Source organism: Mycetocola sp. 2940, from assembly GCF_040548835.1.
In the GTDB taxonomy this organism is placed as follows: Bacteria; Actinomycetota; Actinomycetes; order Actinomycetales; family Microbacteriaceae; genus Mycetocola_A.
This window is the reverse complement of the sequence record NZ_JBEPSK010000013.1, coordinates 47040-60559: the sequence shown is the minus strand read 5'-3', so window position 1 is coordinate 60559 and position 13520 is coordinate 47040. Positions and strand designations below refer to the sequence as shown.

General features: G+C 67.8%; 13 protein-coding genes. 11 read left to right on the top strand and 2 right to left on the bottom strand.

Going from position 1 to position 13520, the window contains the following annotated elements:
* Positions 1–19: 19 nt before the first annotated feature.
* Both dapB and ABIE24_RS14560 read left to right on the top strand, forming a co-directional pair.
* Positions 20–760, top strand: coding sequence for a 4-hydroxy-tetrahydrodipicolinate reductase (gene dapB / locus ABIE24_RS14565; RefSeq protein WP_354500909.1), 741 nt, complete (start codon positions 20–22; stop codon positions 758–760).
* Positions 757–1197 carry a tetratricopeptide repeat protein gene (locus tag ABIE24_RS14560; protein ID WP_354500907.1) on the top strand — a complete coding sequence of 147 codons (441 nt, stop codon included), beginning with the start codon at positions 757–759 and terminating at the stop codon, positions 1195–1197. The genes dapB and ABIE24_RS14560 overlap by 4 nt, the downstream gene beginning before the upstream one ends.
* Before the next feature lie 122 nt (positions 1198–1319).
* Here the strand turns inward: ABIE24_RS14560 and ABIE24_RS14555 are convergent, their stop codons facing one another.
* Together ABIE24_RS14555 and ABIE24_RS14550 are read right to left on the bottom strand one after the other, a co-directional pair.
* Complete coding sequence (locus ABIE24_RS14555; protein ID WP_354500905.1) at positions 1320–2213, bottom strand: TIGR01777 family oxidoreductase; 894 nt, start codon at positions 2211–2213, stop codon at positions 1320–1322.
* Between the two features lie 27 nt (positions 2214–2240).
* Positions 2241–2669, bottom strand: a complete 429-nt coding sequence (locus ABIE24_RS14550; RefSeq protein WP_354500903.1) for an OsmC family peroxiredoxin — start codon at positions 2667–2669, stop codon at positions 2241–2243.
* 193 nt (positions 2670–2862) lie between these two features.
* On the opposite strand from ABIE24_RS14550, the gene ABIE24_RS14545 reads away from it, so the two are divergent.
* The 9 genes from ABIE24_RS14545 to ABIE24_RS14505 all read left to right on the top strand — a co-directional run bounded on the left by ABIE24_RS14545 (position 2863) and on the right by ABIE24_RS14505 (position 13520).
* Positions 2863–3672 carry a thymidylate synthase gene (locus ABIE24_RS14545; RefSeq protein WP_354500901.1) on the top strand — a complete coding sequence of 270 codons (810 nt, stop codon included), beginning with the start codon at positions 2863–2865 and terminating at the stop codon, positions 3670–3672.
* Complete coding sequence (locus ABIE24_RS14540; protein ID WP_354500899.1) at positions 3669–4187, top strand: dihydrofolate reductase; 519 nt, start codon at positions 3669–3671, stop codon at positions 4185–4187. The genes ABIE24_RS14545 and ABIE24_RS14540 overlap by 4 nt, the downstream gene beginning before the upstream one ends.
* 62 nt (positions 4188–4249) lie before the next feature.
* Positions 4250–5227 carry a 4-hydroxy-tetrahydrodipicolinate synthase gene (gene dapA, locus ABIE24_RS14535; RefSeq protein WP_354500897.1) on the top strand — a complete coding sequence of 326 codons (978 nt, stop codon included), beginning with the start codon at positions 4250–4252 and terminating at the stop codon, positions 5225–5227.
* A 22-nt stretch (positions 5228–5249) separates the two neighbouring features.
* Entirely contained in the window at positions 5250–6926 is a 1677-nt protein-coding gene (locus ABIE24_RS14530; protein ID WP_354500895.1) for a ribonuclease J, read from the top strand.
* 204 nt (positions 6927–7130) lie between these two features.
* The gene (locus ABIE24_RS14525) at positions 7131–8174 is read left to right on the top strand and encodes an efflux RND transporter periplasmic adaptor subunit (RefSeq protein WP_354500893.1); all 1044 of its coding nucleotides are present in this window, start codon (positions 7131–7133) and stop codon (positions 8172–8174) included.
* Positions 8171–8866, top strand: a complete 696-nt coding sequence (locus ABIE24_RS14520) for an ABC transporter ATP-binding protein (protein ID WP_354500891.1) — start codon at positions 8171–8173, stop codon at positions 8864–8866. The genes ABIE24_RS14525 and ABIE24_RS14520 overlap by 4 nt, the downstream gene beginning before the upstream one ends.
* Positions 8866–10083: an ABC transporter permease gene (locus ABIE24_RS14515; RefSeq protein ID WP_354500889.1), complete on the top strand. Its 1218-nt coding sequence runs from the start codon at positions 8866–8868 to the stop codon at positions 10081–10083. The genes ABIE24_RS14520 and ABIE24_RS14515 overlap by 1 nt, the downstream gene beginning before the upstream one ends.
* Before the next feature lie 46 nt (positions 10084–10129).
* Entirely contained in the window at positions 10130–10621 is a 492-nt protein-coding gene (locus ABIE24_RS14510) for a GNAT family N-acetyltransferase (RefSeq protein WP_354500887.1), read from the top strand.
* A 70-nt stretch (positions 10622–10691) separates the two neighbouring features.
* A complete protein-coding gene (locus ABIE24_RS14505) occupies positions 10692–13520 on the top strand; it encodes an FtsK/SpoIIIE family DNA translocase (RefSeq protein WP_354500885.1) in 2829 nt (942 codons plus the stop codon).

Below are 13520 nucleotides of genomic sequence, written 5' to 3'. Positions count from 1 at the left end.
CGGCCTGTAGATTGGACCCATGGTTACGAGCGTGGCAGTGGTGGGTGCAAGTGGCACGATGGGGCGATTGTTCACCCGGCTGATCGACGAGGCGCCCGGGTTCGAGGTGTCGGCCCGGCTCGGCTCGACCAGCGAACTCAGCGAGATGGACGGCGCCGACATCGTCGTCGACGTCACCGCCCCCGCCGTGTCGCCCAAGGTCGTCGCACATGCGCTCCGCTCCGGGTCGAACGTCCTCGTCGGAACCTCCGGCTGGTCGCGCGACCGGCTCGCGGCGCTGCGCACGGACCTTGCCGACTCCGACAACGGTGTGATCGTCATCCCCAACTTCTCGCTCGGGTCCGTGCTCGGCACGACCCTCGCCACGATCGCCGGCCGGTTCTTCGACTCGATCGAAATCGTCGAGGCGCACCGGGCGACCAAGGTCGACTCGCCCAGCGGCACGGCCGTGCGCACCGCCGAGCTGATCGGGGAGGCCCGGACCGGCCTCGGACCCGTCGAAGCGCCCCACACCGACCAGCGTGCCCGCGGGCAGCAGGTGTCGAGCATCCCGATCCACAGTCTCCGGCTCACCGGCGTCGTCGCCCGCCAGGAGGTCACCTTCGGTGGAACGGGCGAAACCCTGTCGATCACCCACAACACGATCGACTCGAGTTCCTACGAGCAGGGCATCCTGCTCGCGCTGGACGCGGCGCGCACCGCGACGGGCCTCACGGTCGGGCTCGAGAACCTGATGGACCTGGGAATCACCCGCGCATGACCACTCGCATCGGTGTGGTCGTGATGGCCGCGCTCCTCGTGCTGTACCTCGTGCTCGTCGGGGACCGCGCGATCAAGTTCATCGCCACGGGCCAGCCGATCGCCGTCGCGATCGGCGTCGCGCTGCTGGTGCTGCCGATCATCGGGGTGTGGGCCCTCGTCCGCGAACTGCTGTTCGGGGTGCGTGCGGAGCGGCTCGGACGCATCCTCGAATCCGAGAACGCGCTGCCCGCCGACGAACTGCCGGTGCGCCCGAGCGGACGGCCCGAGCGGGATGCCGTCGACGCGGTCTTTCCCGAGTACCGTGCGGCGGTCGAGGCTTCTCCCGAGGACTGGCGCGCCTGGTACCGCCTCGGGCTGGCCTACGACGGTGCCGGTGACCGCCGCCGTGCGCGCCACGCCATCCGTGAGGCGATTCGGTTCAGCTCCCGCTCCTGAGGCGTCGGCGACTCAGGTCGAGTTGCCACGATGTGTCGTTGCGGGTGTCGAGTTGCCGCACTGTGTTGTCCAGAGTCGCGGCGGACCACAGTTCGTGGAGATTCGACCGCAACTCGGGAGCTTCAGCGCCCGCGCCTCAGCGCCGCATCGATTGCCGACTCCACGGTCGTGTGCCGAAACACGTAGCCGTCGTCGAGGAGGCGCGTAGGCCTCGGATGCTGGTCGACCAGCAGCAGGTCGCGGGCCGCGTCACCGAGCGCCGCCGTCAGCGCAAAACCCGGCACCGGCAGGAAGAAGGGCCGGCGCATCCGCCCCGCCAGGTGACGCATGAGGTGGTTCGCGCTAGCCGCGGTCGGCCCGGTGATGTTCACCGGGCCAGACAACGTTCCGTCGAGGATGTGCAGGATCGCAGCCACCTCGTCGGCGAGGCTCACCCACGGCCACAGCTGGTGCCCGCCGGCGATCGGCCCGGCGATGCCCGCCCGGGTGAGCAGCAGCAACGGCTTCAGCACACCCTCGGTCGCGGCGACGATTCCGCTGCGGACAACCGCCACCCGGGTGACGTCGCCGGCACGGAGCGCCGTTCGCTCCCACTCGGCGGTCACATCGCTGAGAAACCCCGTCCCGCGCGGGCTGTCCTCGGTGAGCACCTCGCGCGGCCGTGTCCCGTAGAAACCGGTCGCAGACGCGCTGACGAAAACCTCGGGCGCGACCCGGGCGGCGGTGAGGGCCGTTACCAGGGTGCTCGTCGCATCGACCCGCGACGCGAGGATCTCGCGTTTGTACCGCGGGGTCCAGGGCAGCCGACCGATGGATGCCCCCGACAGGTTCACGACTGCCGTCGCGCCATCGAGAACGCCGGGGTCGAGGCGGCGCGACGCAGGATCCCAGAGCACCGTCCCGGGACCGGAATGCCGCCGCACGAGACGCACGACCTCGTCGCCCCGCGCATGCAACGCGGCCGCCAGTGCCGTTCCGATGAGACCGGACGCACCGGCGAGAACGACGCGCTTCACGGCATCCGCTCCCGGACCGCCGTCGACCTAGGCCAGGCTCGCTTCGATGGTGATCGCGGTGCCGGTGAGGGCCTTCGAGACCGGGCAGCTCGCCTTCGCTTCGTTCGCGATGCGCTCGAAGTCCTCTTCGCTGATACCGGGCACGGTCGCGCTGACGAGCAGGTGGCTGCCGGTGATGCCGGTACCGGGCTGGAACGTCACGGCCGCGGTGGTCTGGATGCTCTCGGGCGGGCTGCCCGCCTCGGTGAGCATGTTCGAGAACTGCATGCTGAAGCAGGCGGCGTGTGCCGCACCGAGCAGTTCCTCAGGGGTGGTGACGGTGTCGGAACCCTCAGCGCGCGCCTGCCAGTTCACCGGAAGCTTGGTCGCCGCCTTCGACGAATCGAGCGAGACGGTTCCCGACCCCTCGAAAAGCGTTCCATTCCATACGGTTGTTGCTTCGCTGGTCGCAGCCATTGCATCCTCCTGGAGATTGTGGGCGGCAGAGTCGCCGATCTCCCGAGCCTAGCCAAAAGCCCCCGGCGAGGTCACCCGCTCGCGGCGTATCCCCAGCGGATGCTACGACACAAACGGATGCCGCGGCATCGGTCACAGCGAATACGGCACCGGGCGGCTTCCGAAACGCCGTGGGGTCGGTACCCTTGAACGCATGGCTGCGACGATCCCCACCCCGTACGAGGACCTCCTGCGCGACACACTCGAGAACGGCACACGTAAGACCGATCGCACCGGGACGGGCACGACGAGTGTCTTCGGCCGGCAACTCCGGTTCGACCTCGCTGACGGGTTCCCGCTCATCACCACCAAGCGGGTGCACTTCAAGTCCATCGCCTACGAGCTGCTGTGGTTCCTCCGCGGCGAAAGCAACGTCGGCTGGCTGCGTGAGAACGGCGTCAGCATCTGGGACGAGTGGGCGGATGCCGACGGCGAGCTCGGTCCCGTCTATGGTGTGCAGTGGCGGAGCTGGCCGACCCCCGGTGGGGAGACGATCGACCAGATCACCGAGGTGATCGAGGCCATCAAGGCGACCCCGGACTCACGTCGCCTGATCGTGTCGGCCTGGAACCCCGCCGACATCCCCGCCATGGCCCTCGCGCCGTGCCACGCCCTGTTCCAGTTCTACGTCGCCGACGGAAAGCTGTCGTGCCAGCTCTACCAGCGCAGCGCCGACCTGTTCCTCGGCGTGCCGTTCAACATCGCCAGTTACGCCCTGCTCACCCACCTCGTGGCCGAGCAGACCGGGCTCGAGGTCGGCGATTTCGTCTGGACCGGCGGCGACTGCCACATCTACGACAACCACCTCGACCAGGTCACCGAGCAGTTGACCCGCGTACCCTACCCGGCGCCGGCGTTGCGGATCACGACCCACCCCGAGAGCGTTTTCGGTTACGCGTTCGACGATTTCGTCGTCGAGGGATACCAGCACCACCCCGCCATCAAGGCCCCGGTGGCGGTATGACCCTCCCGCGCGTCGGCCTCGTCTGGGCCGAGGCGGCCAACGGCACCATCGGCAAGGGAGGTGTGCTGCCGTGGCACCTGCCCGAAGACCTCGCGCACTTCAAGGCCGTCACCCTCGGCAGCCCGGTCGTGATGGGACGCAAGACCTGGGAGTCGCTCCCGGAGCGCTTCCGCCCGCTGCCCGGGCGCCACAACATCGTCATCACCCGCCAGCCGGACTGGGAGGCACCGGGAGCCGACGTCCGTGACTCCCTCGCCGCGGCGCTCGAACTCGCCGCCGCCGATCTCGCGCCGGACGACGTCGTCTGGGTGATCGGGGGAGCAGAAGTGTTCTCCGCCGTGATCGACGTCGCCGACCGGCTCGAGGTCACCGCCCTGCGGGTGAACATCGACGGGGATGCCGTCGCCCCCGCCATCACGGAACGCTGGCGCCTCGTCGCGTCGGACCCCGAGGAGGGCTGGCACACCTCGGATGCCGGGATCGACTACCGCTTCCTGCGCTACGAAACTCGCTGAGCCGCGCGCGATCCTCCACCAGGTGGGGCGGGACCGGCTCGGCACCCGGTACCCTGATACCTGTGTCTAACGTCGCAAATCCCTTCGGTCAGGTTCTCGTAGCTCTCGTCACGCCTTTCACCCCCGACGGTGAAGTCGACTGGCCCGGCGTCGAGAAGCACATCGACGACGTCATCAACGCCGGAGCAGACGGCATCGTCGTCACCGGCACGACGGGTGAGACGTCCACCCTCACCGACCCCGAGAAACTGCGCCTCGTCGAGGTCGGCAAGTCCGTGTCGGCCGGCCGGGCGAAGATCATCACCGGCGGCGGATCGAACGAGACCGCGCACGCCATCGACCTCTACCGGCAGAGCGAGAAAGCCGGCGCCGACGGCGTCATGATCGTCACGCCGTACTACAACAAGCCCACCCAGGCCGGCATCCTCACCCACTTCCGGATGATCGCGGATGCCACGGACCTTCCCGTCATCCTCTACGACATCCCCGGCCGCACCGGCGTCGAGATCAAGTACGAGACCATCCTGCGCGCCGCCAAGCACCCGAACATTCTCGCGGTGAAGGACGCCAAGGGCGACTTCTCCGAGGTCAGCCGCGTGCTCAACCAGACCGACCTGCTCTACTTCTCCGGCGACGACGCCAACGCGCTTCCGCACCTGTCCATCGGCGCCGCCGGACTGATCGGCGTGACCGCGAACATCGCGGCGACGCCGTACCGCCAGATCGTCGACGCGGTCAACGCCGGTGACCTCACCGCCGCGACCGCCGCGCACAAGCAGCTCGAACCGCTCGTCCGCGCCGTGATGACGCACGTGCCTGGAACCGTCGCCGCGAAGTACATCCTGCACGGGCTCGGCCGTATCGGCAGCCCGCGCGTCCGCCTTCCCCTCGTCGGACCCGAGGAATCGGAAGCGGCCCAGATCGAAGACGAGATCGCCCTCGTCAAGGACATCCCGGGAGTGGATTTCTCCAACTTCCGTCCCGACCGCAACGCGGCAGCGGGCGGTGCACTGCCCAAGGTGCACGGCACCACTCGCTGACGCACACATCCAAGGAGGGCATATGCCCACATCCGTTTACAACCCGCCTGCCCTGAAGAACGGGACGCTCCGCGTCATCCCGATCGGTGGTCTCGGCGAAGTCGGCCGGAACATGACAAGTTTCGAGATCGACGGCAAGATCCTCATCGTCGACTGCGGCGTGCTGTTCCCTGAAGAGCACCAGCCCGGCGTCGACCTCATCCTGCCCGACTTCACTCCGATCAAGGACCGTCTCGACGACGTCGTTGGCGTGGTCCTCACCCATGGGCACGAAGACCACATCGGCGCTGTCCCGTATCTGCTGCGACTGCGGAACGACATCCCGCTGATCGGCTCGGGCCTCACCCTCGCGCTCGTCGAGGCGAAGCTCAAAGAGCACAGGATCAAGCCGTACAGCCTCACCGTCGCCGAAGGGCAGAAGGAACAGCTCGGCCCGTTCGCTCTCGAGTTCGTCGCCGTCAACCACTCGATCCCGGATGCGCTCGCCGTCGCGATCAAGACGACGGCCGGCACGGTCCTCGCCACCGGTGACTTCAAGATGGACCAGCTGCCGCTCGACGGCCGCCTCACCGACCTCCGTGAGTTCGCCCGCCTCGGCAAGGAGGGCGTCGACCTGTTCCTCGTCGACTCCACCAACGCCGACGTCCCGGGCTTCACCCCGCTCGAGCGGTCCATCGGACCCGTCCTCGACCAGGTCATCGCCCGCGCCCCACGCCGGGTGATCGTCGCCAGCTTCTCCAGCCACGTCCACCGCGTGCAGCAGGTCCTCGACGCCGCCCACGCCAACGGCAGGCGGGTCGCACTCCTCGGCCGTTCCATGGTGCGCAACATGACCATCGCCGCCGACCTCGGCTACCTCAAGGTGCCCGAGAACGTGCTCATCGACTACAAGAAGGCCAAGGACATCCCTGACGACAAGATCGTCTACATGTCCACCGGGTCGCAGGGCGAGCCGATGGCCGTCCTCAGCCGCATGGCGAACATGGACCACGCCATCGAGGTCGGTGACGGCGACACCGTCATCCTGGCCTCCAGCCAGATCCCCGGCAACGAGAACGCCATCTACCGCGTGATCGACGGCCTCACCAAGCTCGGCGCGAACGTCGTGCACAAGGGCAACGCAAAGGTCCACGTCTCCGGTCACGCCGCGGCGGGCGAACTGCTCTACTGCTACAACATCATCAAGCCGAAGAACGTGCTGCCTGTGCACGGCGAATACCGCCACCTGGTCGCCAACGCGAAACTCGCCATCGACACCGGCGTCCCGGAGGAGAACACGATCCTCGCCGAAGACGGCACCGTCATCGACCTCAAAGACGGGGTGGCCCGCATCGTCGGCCAGCTCGACATCGGCTTCGTCTACGTCGACGGTTCCAGCGTCGGAGAGATCACCGACGCCGATCTCAAGGACCGCCGCATCCTCGGCGAAGAGGGCTTCATCTCGATCATCGTCGTGGTCGAGGCGCAGACCGGCAAGGTCATCGTCGGCCCGGAGATCCACGCCAAGGGATTCGCCGAAGACGATCGGGTGTTCGACGGCGTCAAGCCGAAGATCGAGCAGGCCCTCGCCGAAGCCGCGCGGAACGGTGTGCGCGACCCGCACGCCCTGTCGCAGATCGTGCGGCGCACCGTCGGCCGCTGGGTCAACACCTCGTACCGTCGCCGGCCGATGATCGTTCCGCTCGTCATCGAGGCCTAAGCCCGAGCCGCACCTCCGGTGCCTCCACCGACGTGCCCGGTTTCCGGTCCTGCCTCGCCAGGGCTCGGCAGCCGGGCAGTTCGTGTGAGAGCGCTGCGTAACGTTTGAATATCATCCTCACGACGGACGCCAGCGCACTCGGCGCATCCCTAGACTGACGACCATCGGCCTGACGGCCATTGGCCTGATGACGGGGGAAAACGGATGGGTGTTTGGCGCAAATGGGTCTTTCCGATCCTCCGTCTGGTGATCTTCTCGGTGATCGCCATCGCCCTCGTGAAGGTGGCGTTCTTCCCCGACCTGTCGACGAGCGTCAACGCGAGCCAGCCGACCGGAATCGTCTCTGATCCGGTCACCCAGGTCGCCGTTGGTTCGATCGTGACCGCCGTGGTCATCGACGCCGCTGTCGAAGCCGACCCGGCCGTCGACGGCCGGGCGACACTCGCCGGTGAGATCTACGAGATCACGGCGGTGGCCGGCCAGGCCGTCACGGCAGGCGACACCCTGGCGAAGATCCGGCAGGAGGTCGTGCAGGAACCGGTGACGCGGACGGATGCCGCCGGCAACGTCACCATCACCCAGCCGAGGCCCACCATGAAAACGGCCTTGGTGAAGGCGCCCATCACGGGCACCGTCAGTACCGTGTCTTCGCTCGTCGGGCAGGTCGTCGCCGTCGGGGACTCGGTGGCAAAGGTGGCGCCGACGACCTTCAGCGTGTCCGGGCCGATCAAACCCGAAGACCAGTACAGGCTCGTCGAGCAACCCAACGAGGCGCAGGTCGAAGCCCTGGGCGGGCCGGGCACGTTCAGTTGTTCCGCGCTGACGATCAGCCGTCCGCTGGCCGGTGCCGAGGCATCCGCTCCCGACGGCACTGCTCCCGCGACCGGTGCCGTCGTGCGCTGTGCGGTACCCGCCGACGTGCGGGTCTTCGCCGGGCTCACCGCGAAACTCACCATCGCCGGGGGCAGCGCCGACAACATCCTGACCCTGCCGGTCACGGCGGTGAAGGGCAACTCCACGGCCGGGACCGTCTGGGTCCTGGCGGCAGACGGTGCTCCCGAGGAGCGGGCGGTGACGCTCGGCCTCAACGACGGCGCCCTCGTGCAGATCGTCGACGGCGTCGCGGAGGGCGATGATGTGCTGCAGTTCGTGCCCGTCGACGACTCCACCGACCCGGCGGGCGGAGACGGCTGTATCGAACAGCCCGACGGCACCGTGTTCTGCAACGACGAAGGGTACGTCGGTTGAGTCTCATCGAGCTCACTGACGTGAGCCGCACCGTGCAGATCCCTGACGCCGACCCGCTCACCATCCTGTCCGGTGTCAGCCTGGCGGTCGACCCGGGGGAGAGGCTGAGCGTCGTCGGCCGCTCCGGTTCCGGCAAGTCGACCCTTCTTAACATCCTCGGGCTGCTCGACCTGCCGACGACGGGTGACGTGACCTTCGACGGCGAATCGGTGCCGGCCATGCGGTCAGGGCGCCGGGACCGCATCCGGGGCTCGAATGTCGGCTTCGTGTTCCAGCAGTTCAACCTGCTCGACGGCCGGACGGCCCTGGAGAACGTGACGATGCCGCTCCTGTACGCCACCGGTCCGACCTTCTGGGGCAGGGAGCGGATCGCCGCTGAGATGCTCGACCGGGTCGGGCTCAGCCACCGGCTGGCCGCTCTTCCCGGCAGCCTCTCCGGCGGTGAGCAGCAACGCGTCGCCATCGCGCGCGCCCTCGTGCGCGGGCCGAGGCTCATCCTCGCCGACGAACCCACAGGAGCACTCGACGTCGAAACCGGCCAGAGCGTGATGGAGCTTCTCGACGATATCGTCCGCGAAGAGAACGCCGCTCTGGTCACCATCACCCACGACCCGGCCATCGCCGCGCGAAGCAACCGCCACTTCCGGCTCGACGCCGGGCACCTCGCTGTCGCCTCCGAGGTCGTCGCCTGATGGGTGTACTCGCCACGTTCGTGGGCTCTCTCGCCGAGGCCTGGCAGGAGGTACGGATCCACAAGGGCCGCGTGCTGCTCTCGCTCGTCGGAGTGGCCGTCGCCGTCTGCGCCCTGAGCGGGTCGGTGGCGATGTCGGACATCGCGCAGCAGGGAACCATCGAACAGGCCGAACGCTCGAGCGGCCGGGCGGCCACCCTCACCATGGGAATGTCACCCGCCGACACCAGCACCGCCGGCTGGCAACAGGCCGACCAGGCCTGGTTCGACGTCCTCGACCGGTACCAGATCGCGTACGCCACCCGGGTGCGGTGGGACCAGACCAGCGTGCAGTTCCCGGAGGGAATCCAGGATGTCTCCCTCCAGGTGGTCGACCAGCCGTACGGCGAGATGCACCGGACACTGATCGACCACGGAAGCTGGTTCGGGGTTGACGACAGCGACCGGCTGGCTCCCGCTGTGGTCGTCAACACGGCGATGTGGCACTCGCTGGGCTCGCCGGACCTGGCGACCCACCCGCAGGTGACGGTCGCGGGCCTCGGCGGGATCGAAGCCGTCGTGATCGGCGTCTACCGCACGAGCACCTGGGACACCTGGCCGTCCATGTACATGCTCACCGCGAACTTCGCGAGCATCGTCGACCCCACGCGGCTCATCTCATCGGCGCCGCAGTATGAGATGTGGGTGCCGGAACCACTGGTGCGGGAGCTGTCGGTCCGGATCCAGGCCGAGATGACGGCCGGCCTCGGCAACTCCGGTTTCGTCAGCGTCGACCGCACCGACTGGGGTGCATACATGGACGACCCCACCGCGATCCTCAGGATCGTGACCCTCGTCATCGGGGGGATCATCCTGCTCCTCGGGGCATTGGGCCTGGTGAACATCGCGCTCGTCACCGTGCGTCAGCGCATCCGCGAGATCGGCATCCGCCGCAGCTTCGGCGCGACGAGCAACCGGGTGTTCTTCGCCGTGATGATGGAGAGCGTTGTGGCCACCGTCGTCGCGGGCGTCGTCGGGGTCATCCTCGCCGTCCTCATCGTCAACAGTCCGATGGTCTCCGATCTGGTGAGCGGCGGACTCGTCAGCGACATGCCGCCGTTCCCCGCGTCCGCGGCTGTCTTCGGCCTGATCGTGGCCACGGTCGTCGGCGCCCTCGCCGGCCTCATCCCCGCGGTCATCGCCGTCCGGGTGAAGGTGATCGACGCCATCCGTTACTAGCGCCGGCGTCATCCGCCGGAAACACGCATGACGTAGCATCCGTGTCATGGACCGGTTCACCCTGCGTGAGGCGACGGGAACGGACGCCCGCTTTCTCGGCGACATGCTCTTCGAGGCATCCGAATGGATGCCGACGCGGACCCGCACGCGGGTCGACGTGCTTGCGGGGCCGACGACCGCGAAGTACATCGCGGGCTGGAAACGACCGGGCGACGGCGGCTCGGTCGCGATGGACTCAGCGGGCACGCCGATCGGCGCCTGCTGGTACCGGCTGCTGCCCGCCCACGACCCCGGTCACGGCTTCGTCGCACCGGGCGTGCCCGAGCTGACGCTCGGTGTGGTCCCGGTGTGGCGGGCCCAGGGGATCGGCCGTGCACTTCTGGAGGCGGTCGTCGTGCAAGCCAGGGCTGCCGGGTACACCCGGATCAGCCTGAGCGTCGATCGCGCCAACTACGCGCAACGGCTCTACGTCAGCGAGGGTTTCCACACGATCGAAAAGAGCACGGGCTCGGACACCATGGTGCGCATCCTCCGCTGAGCGCAGACCGGACGGCGAACTGGCCGCGTCAATGCCGGGCAAAGTCCGCCGTGCGAAGTACCGTGGAACCATGGCTACGACCAGCAAATCGTCCAGCCGCGGTCGGAGCACGCCGGCGCGCGGAGGTTCATCGACCGCCCGCAAGACGCCGGAGAAGGCCGCACCGGCGAAGAACACGACGGCGAAGACGACGAAGCTGCCGACGGCGAAGACGGTGGCGTACCCGGCCGAATCGACCGAGAACGTGTTCGTGCGGATGTGGATGGGGCTCGCCCACCTCGCCGGCGGCACCGCCCGCGCCTTCGGACCCGAACGGTTCGCGAAGGAAGAACGCCGCGACGGCATCCCCTTCCTCATCCTCCTGCTCGCCATCGTCGGCATGGTCGTGCAGTGGTTCGGTGTCAACAACGCGGTCGCCCAGACCCTCAACGCGTTCACCTTCGGCGGCATCTTCGGGCGTCTCGCCTTCGCGCTCCCCGTCGTCATGCTGCTGCTGGCGGTCTGGCTGTTCCGGCACCCCAGCTCCGTCAACGACAACGGCAGGATCGGCATCGGGCTCATCCTCGCGCTCGTTCCGGCCGCCGGACTGTGCCACGCTTTCGGCGGGCAGCCCAGCCCGAGCGAGGGCATGCCCGCTCTCGCCGTCGCCGGCGGACTCGTGGGCTGGATCGTCGGAGCACCGCTGGTGGCCCTGACCACCCAGGTCGGCGCCGCGATCGTGCTCTCCCTCCTGCTCCTGCTCAGCCTCTTCATCATCACCAAGACGCCGCCGAACAAGATCGGCGCGCGCCTTCGCCAGCTCTACGCCTGGACCTTCGGCACCGAGCTCCCCACCGAGGAAGAACGGGAGGCAGCGAAACTCGAACGGACGAAGCAGGTCGAGTTGGACGGGATCGACGGCGACGACGACGAAGCCGACGATTCGCTGCCCTGGTGGCGGCGGAACAAGAGCCAGCGTGAGATCGACCCGGCATTCGATTCCCCGCTCGAAACCGATGACGTCTCCGAACTTCTCGGCGGTCCGAGCCGGGGGAACGGCGAATTCGACTCCGCGCTCGAAGGCCAGGACCTCGACATGTTCGGCAACCCGATCGACGACGACGATGAGGCGATGACCGAGATCATCGGCGACCTGTCCGCGGCGGAAGCTGCGCTCGGTACTTTCGAGGGATCAGGCGTGCCCACCTCAGGGCTGCACGACGACGGCCCGGACGGCCAGACCGAAGCTCTGCCCGGGCTGGAAGGCCTCGGCCTGATGGACGACACCAGCCCGCAGCGGATGGCGCGCCCCGCGGCTCCGGCCGCACCGTACCGCCTGCCGTCCGCCGCAACGCTCGGTGCGGGCGACCCGGCGAAGACCCGGTCGGCGGCGAACGATGTCGTGGTCGCAGCAGTCACGAGTGTGCTCGAACAGTTCAAGGTCGACGCGAAGGTCACCGGGTTCTCCCGCGGCCCGACCGTCACCCAGTACGAGATCGAGGTCGGCCCGGGTGTCAAGGTCGAGCGGATCACCGCGCTCACCAACAACATCGCCTACGCCGTCGCATCCAACGAGGTTCGCATCCTCGCCCCGATCCCGGGCAAGAGCGCCATCGGCGTCGAGATCCCGAATACCGACCGGGAGATCGTCACGCTCGGCGACGTCCTCCGCTCGGCGAACGCCACCAAGAGCGTCCACCCGATGACCATCGGTGTCGGCAAGGACGTCGGCGGCGGGTTCGTCGTCGCGAACCTCGCGAAGATGCCCCACCTCCTCGTCGCCGGTTCGACCGGCTCCGGAAAATCGAGCTTCATCAACTCGATGATCACGAGCCTGCTCATGCGTGCCAAGCCGAGCGACGTGCGAATGGTCCTGATCGACCCGAAGCGCGTCGAATTGACCTCGTACGCAGGTGTGCCGCACCTCATCACGCCCATCATCACCAACCCCAAGAAGGCGGCCGAAGCGCTGCAGTGGGTGGTGAAGGAGATGGACATGAGGTACGACGACCTCGCCAGCTTCGGTTTCCGGCACATCGACGACTTCAACAAGGCCGTCGTCGCCAATGAGATCGTGCTCCCGGCGGGTAGCGAACGCGTGCTCAAGCCGTACCCGTACCTCCTCGTCGTCGTCGACGAGCTCGCCGACCTGATGATGGTCGCCCCCCGCGACGTCGAAGATTCGATCGTGCGCATCACGCAGCTCGCGCGCGCATCCGGCATCCACCTCGTCCTCGCGACGCAGCGGCCGTCGGTCGATGTCGTCACCGGCCTGATCAAGGCGAACGTGCCGTCGCGGCTCGCGTTCGCCGTGACGAGCGTCACCGACTCCCGGGTCATCCTCGACCAGCCGGGCGCCGACAAACTCATCGGCCAGGGTGACGGACTGTTCCTGCCGATGGGCACGAACAAGGCGATCCGGGTGCAGGGCGCCTGGGTCTCCGAAGCCGAGATCGAAAAGGTCGTCAAGCACGTCACCCAGCAGGCGCGACCCGAATACCGCAAGGACGTCGCCGCGATCACGGAGAAGAAAGAGGTCGATGCCGATATCGGAGACGACCTCGAGCTGCTGCTGGCGGCCACAGAACTCGTCGTCGGCACCCAGTTCGGTTCGACATCGATGCTGCAGCGCAAGCTCCGGGTCGGTTTCGCGAAGGCGGGTCGCCTCATGGACCTGATGGAGTCACGTGAGATCGTCGGCCCATCAGAAGGATCGAAGGCGCGCGACGTGCTCGTCACGGCGGAGCAGCTGCCCGGGCTCCTCGCGAAGCTCAAAGGTGAAGACGGCCCGGCCTTCGCGGCCGCCCCGGAATCCGATGAACGCTACGCAGGAGACCAGGTCGAAGAACAGTTCGCCGGATACGATGAGGTGGAGGGCGAATCCGACGAGGACGCCTGGCACCTCACCGGCAAGGATTAG

Coding starts and splice junctions, on each gene's coding strand:
- dapB (WP_354500909.1), top strand. CDS start 20: ATGGTTACGAGCGTGGCAGTGGTGGGTGCAAGTGGCACGATGGGGCGA.
- ABIE24_RS14560 (WP_354500907.1), top strand. CDS start 757: ATGACCACTCGCATCGGTGTGGTCGTGATGGCCGCGCTCCTCGTGCTG.
- ABIE24_RS14550 (WP_354500903.1), bottom strand. CDS start 2,669: ATGGCTGCGACCAGCGAAGCAACAACCGTATGGAATGGAACGCTTTTC.
- ABIE24_RS14545 (WP_354500901.1), top strand. CDS start 2,863: ATGGCTGCGACGATCCCCACCCCGTACGAGGACCTCCTGCGCGACACA.
- ABIE24_RS14540 (WP_354500899.1), top strand. CDS start 3,669: ATGACCCTCCCGCGCGTCGGCCTCGTCTGGGCCGAGGCGGCCAACGGC.
- ABIE24_RS14530 (WP_354500895.1), top strand. CDS start 5,250: ATGCCCACATCCGTTTACAACCCGCCTGCCCTGAAGAACGGGACGCTC.
- ABIE24_RS14525 (WP_354500893.1), top strand. CDS start 7,131: ATGGGTGTTTGGCGCAAATGGGTCTTTCCGATCCTCCGTCTGGTGATC.
- ABIE24_RS14515 (WP_354500889.1), top strand. CDS start 8,866: ATGGGTGTACTCGCCACGTTCGTGGGCTCTCTCGCCGAGGCCTGGCAG.
- ABIE24_RS14510 (WP_354500887.1), top strand. CDS start 10,130: ATGGACCGGTTCACCCTGCGTGAGGCGACGGGAACGGACGCCCGCTTT.
- ABIE24_RS14505 (WP_354500885.1), top strand. CDS start 10,692: ATGGCTACGACCAGCAAATCGTCCAGCCGCGGTCGGAGCACGCCGGCG.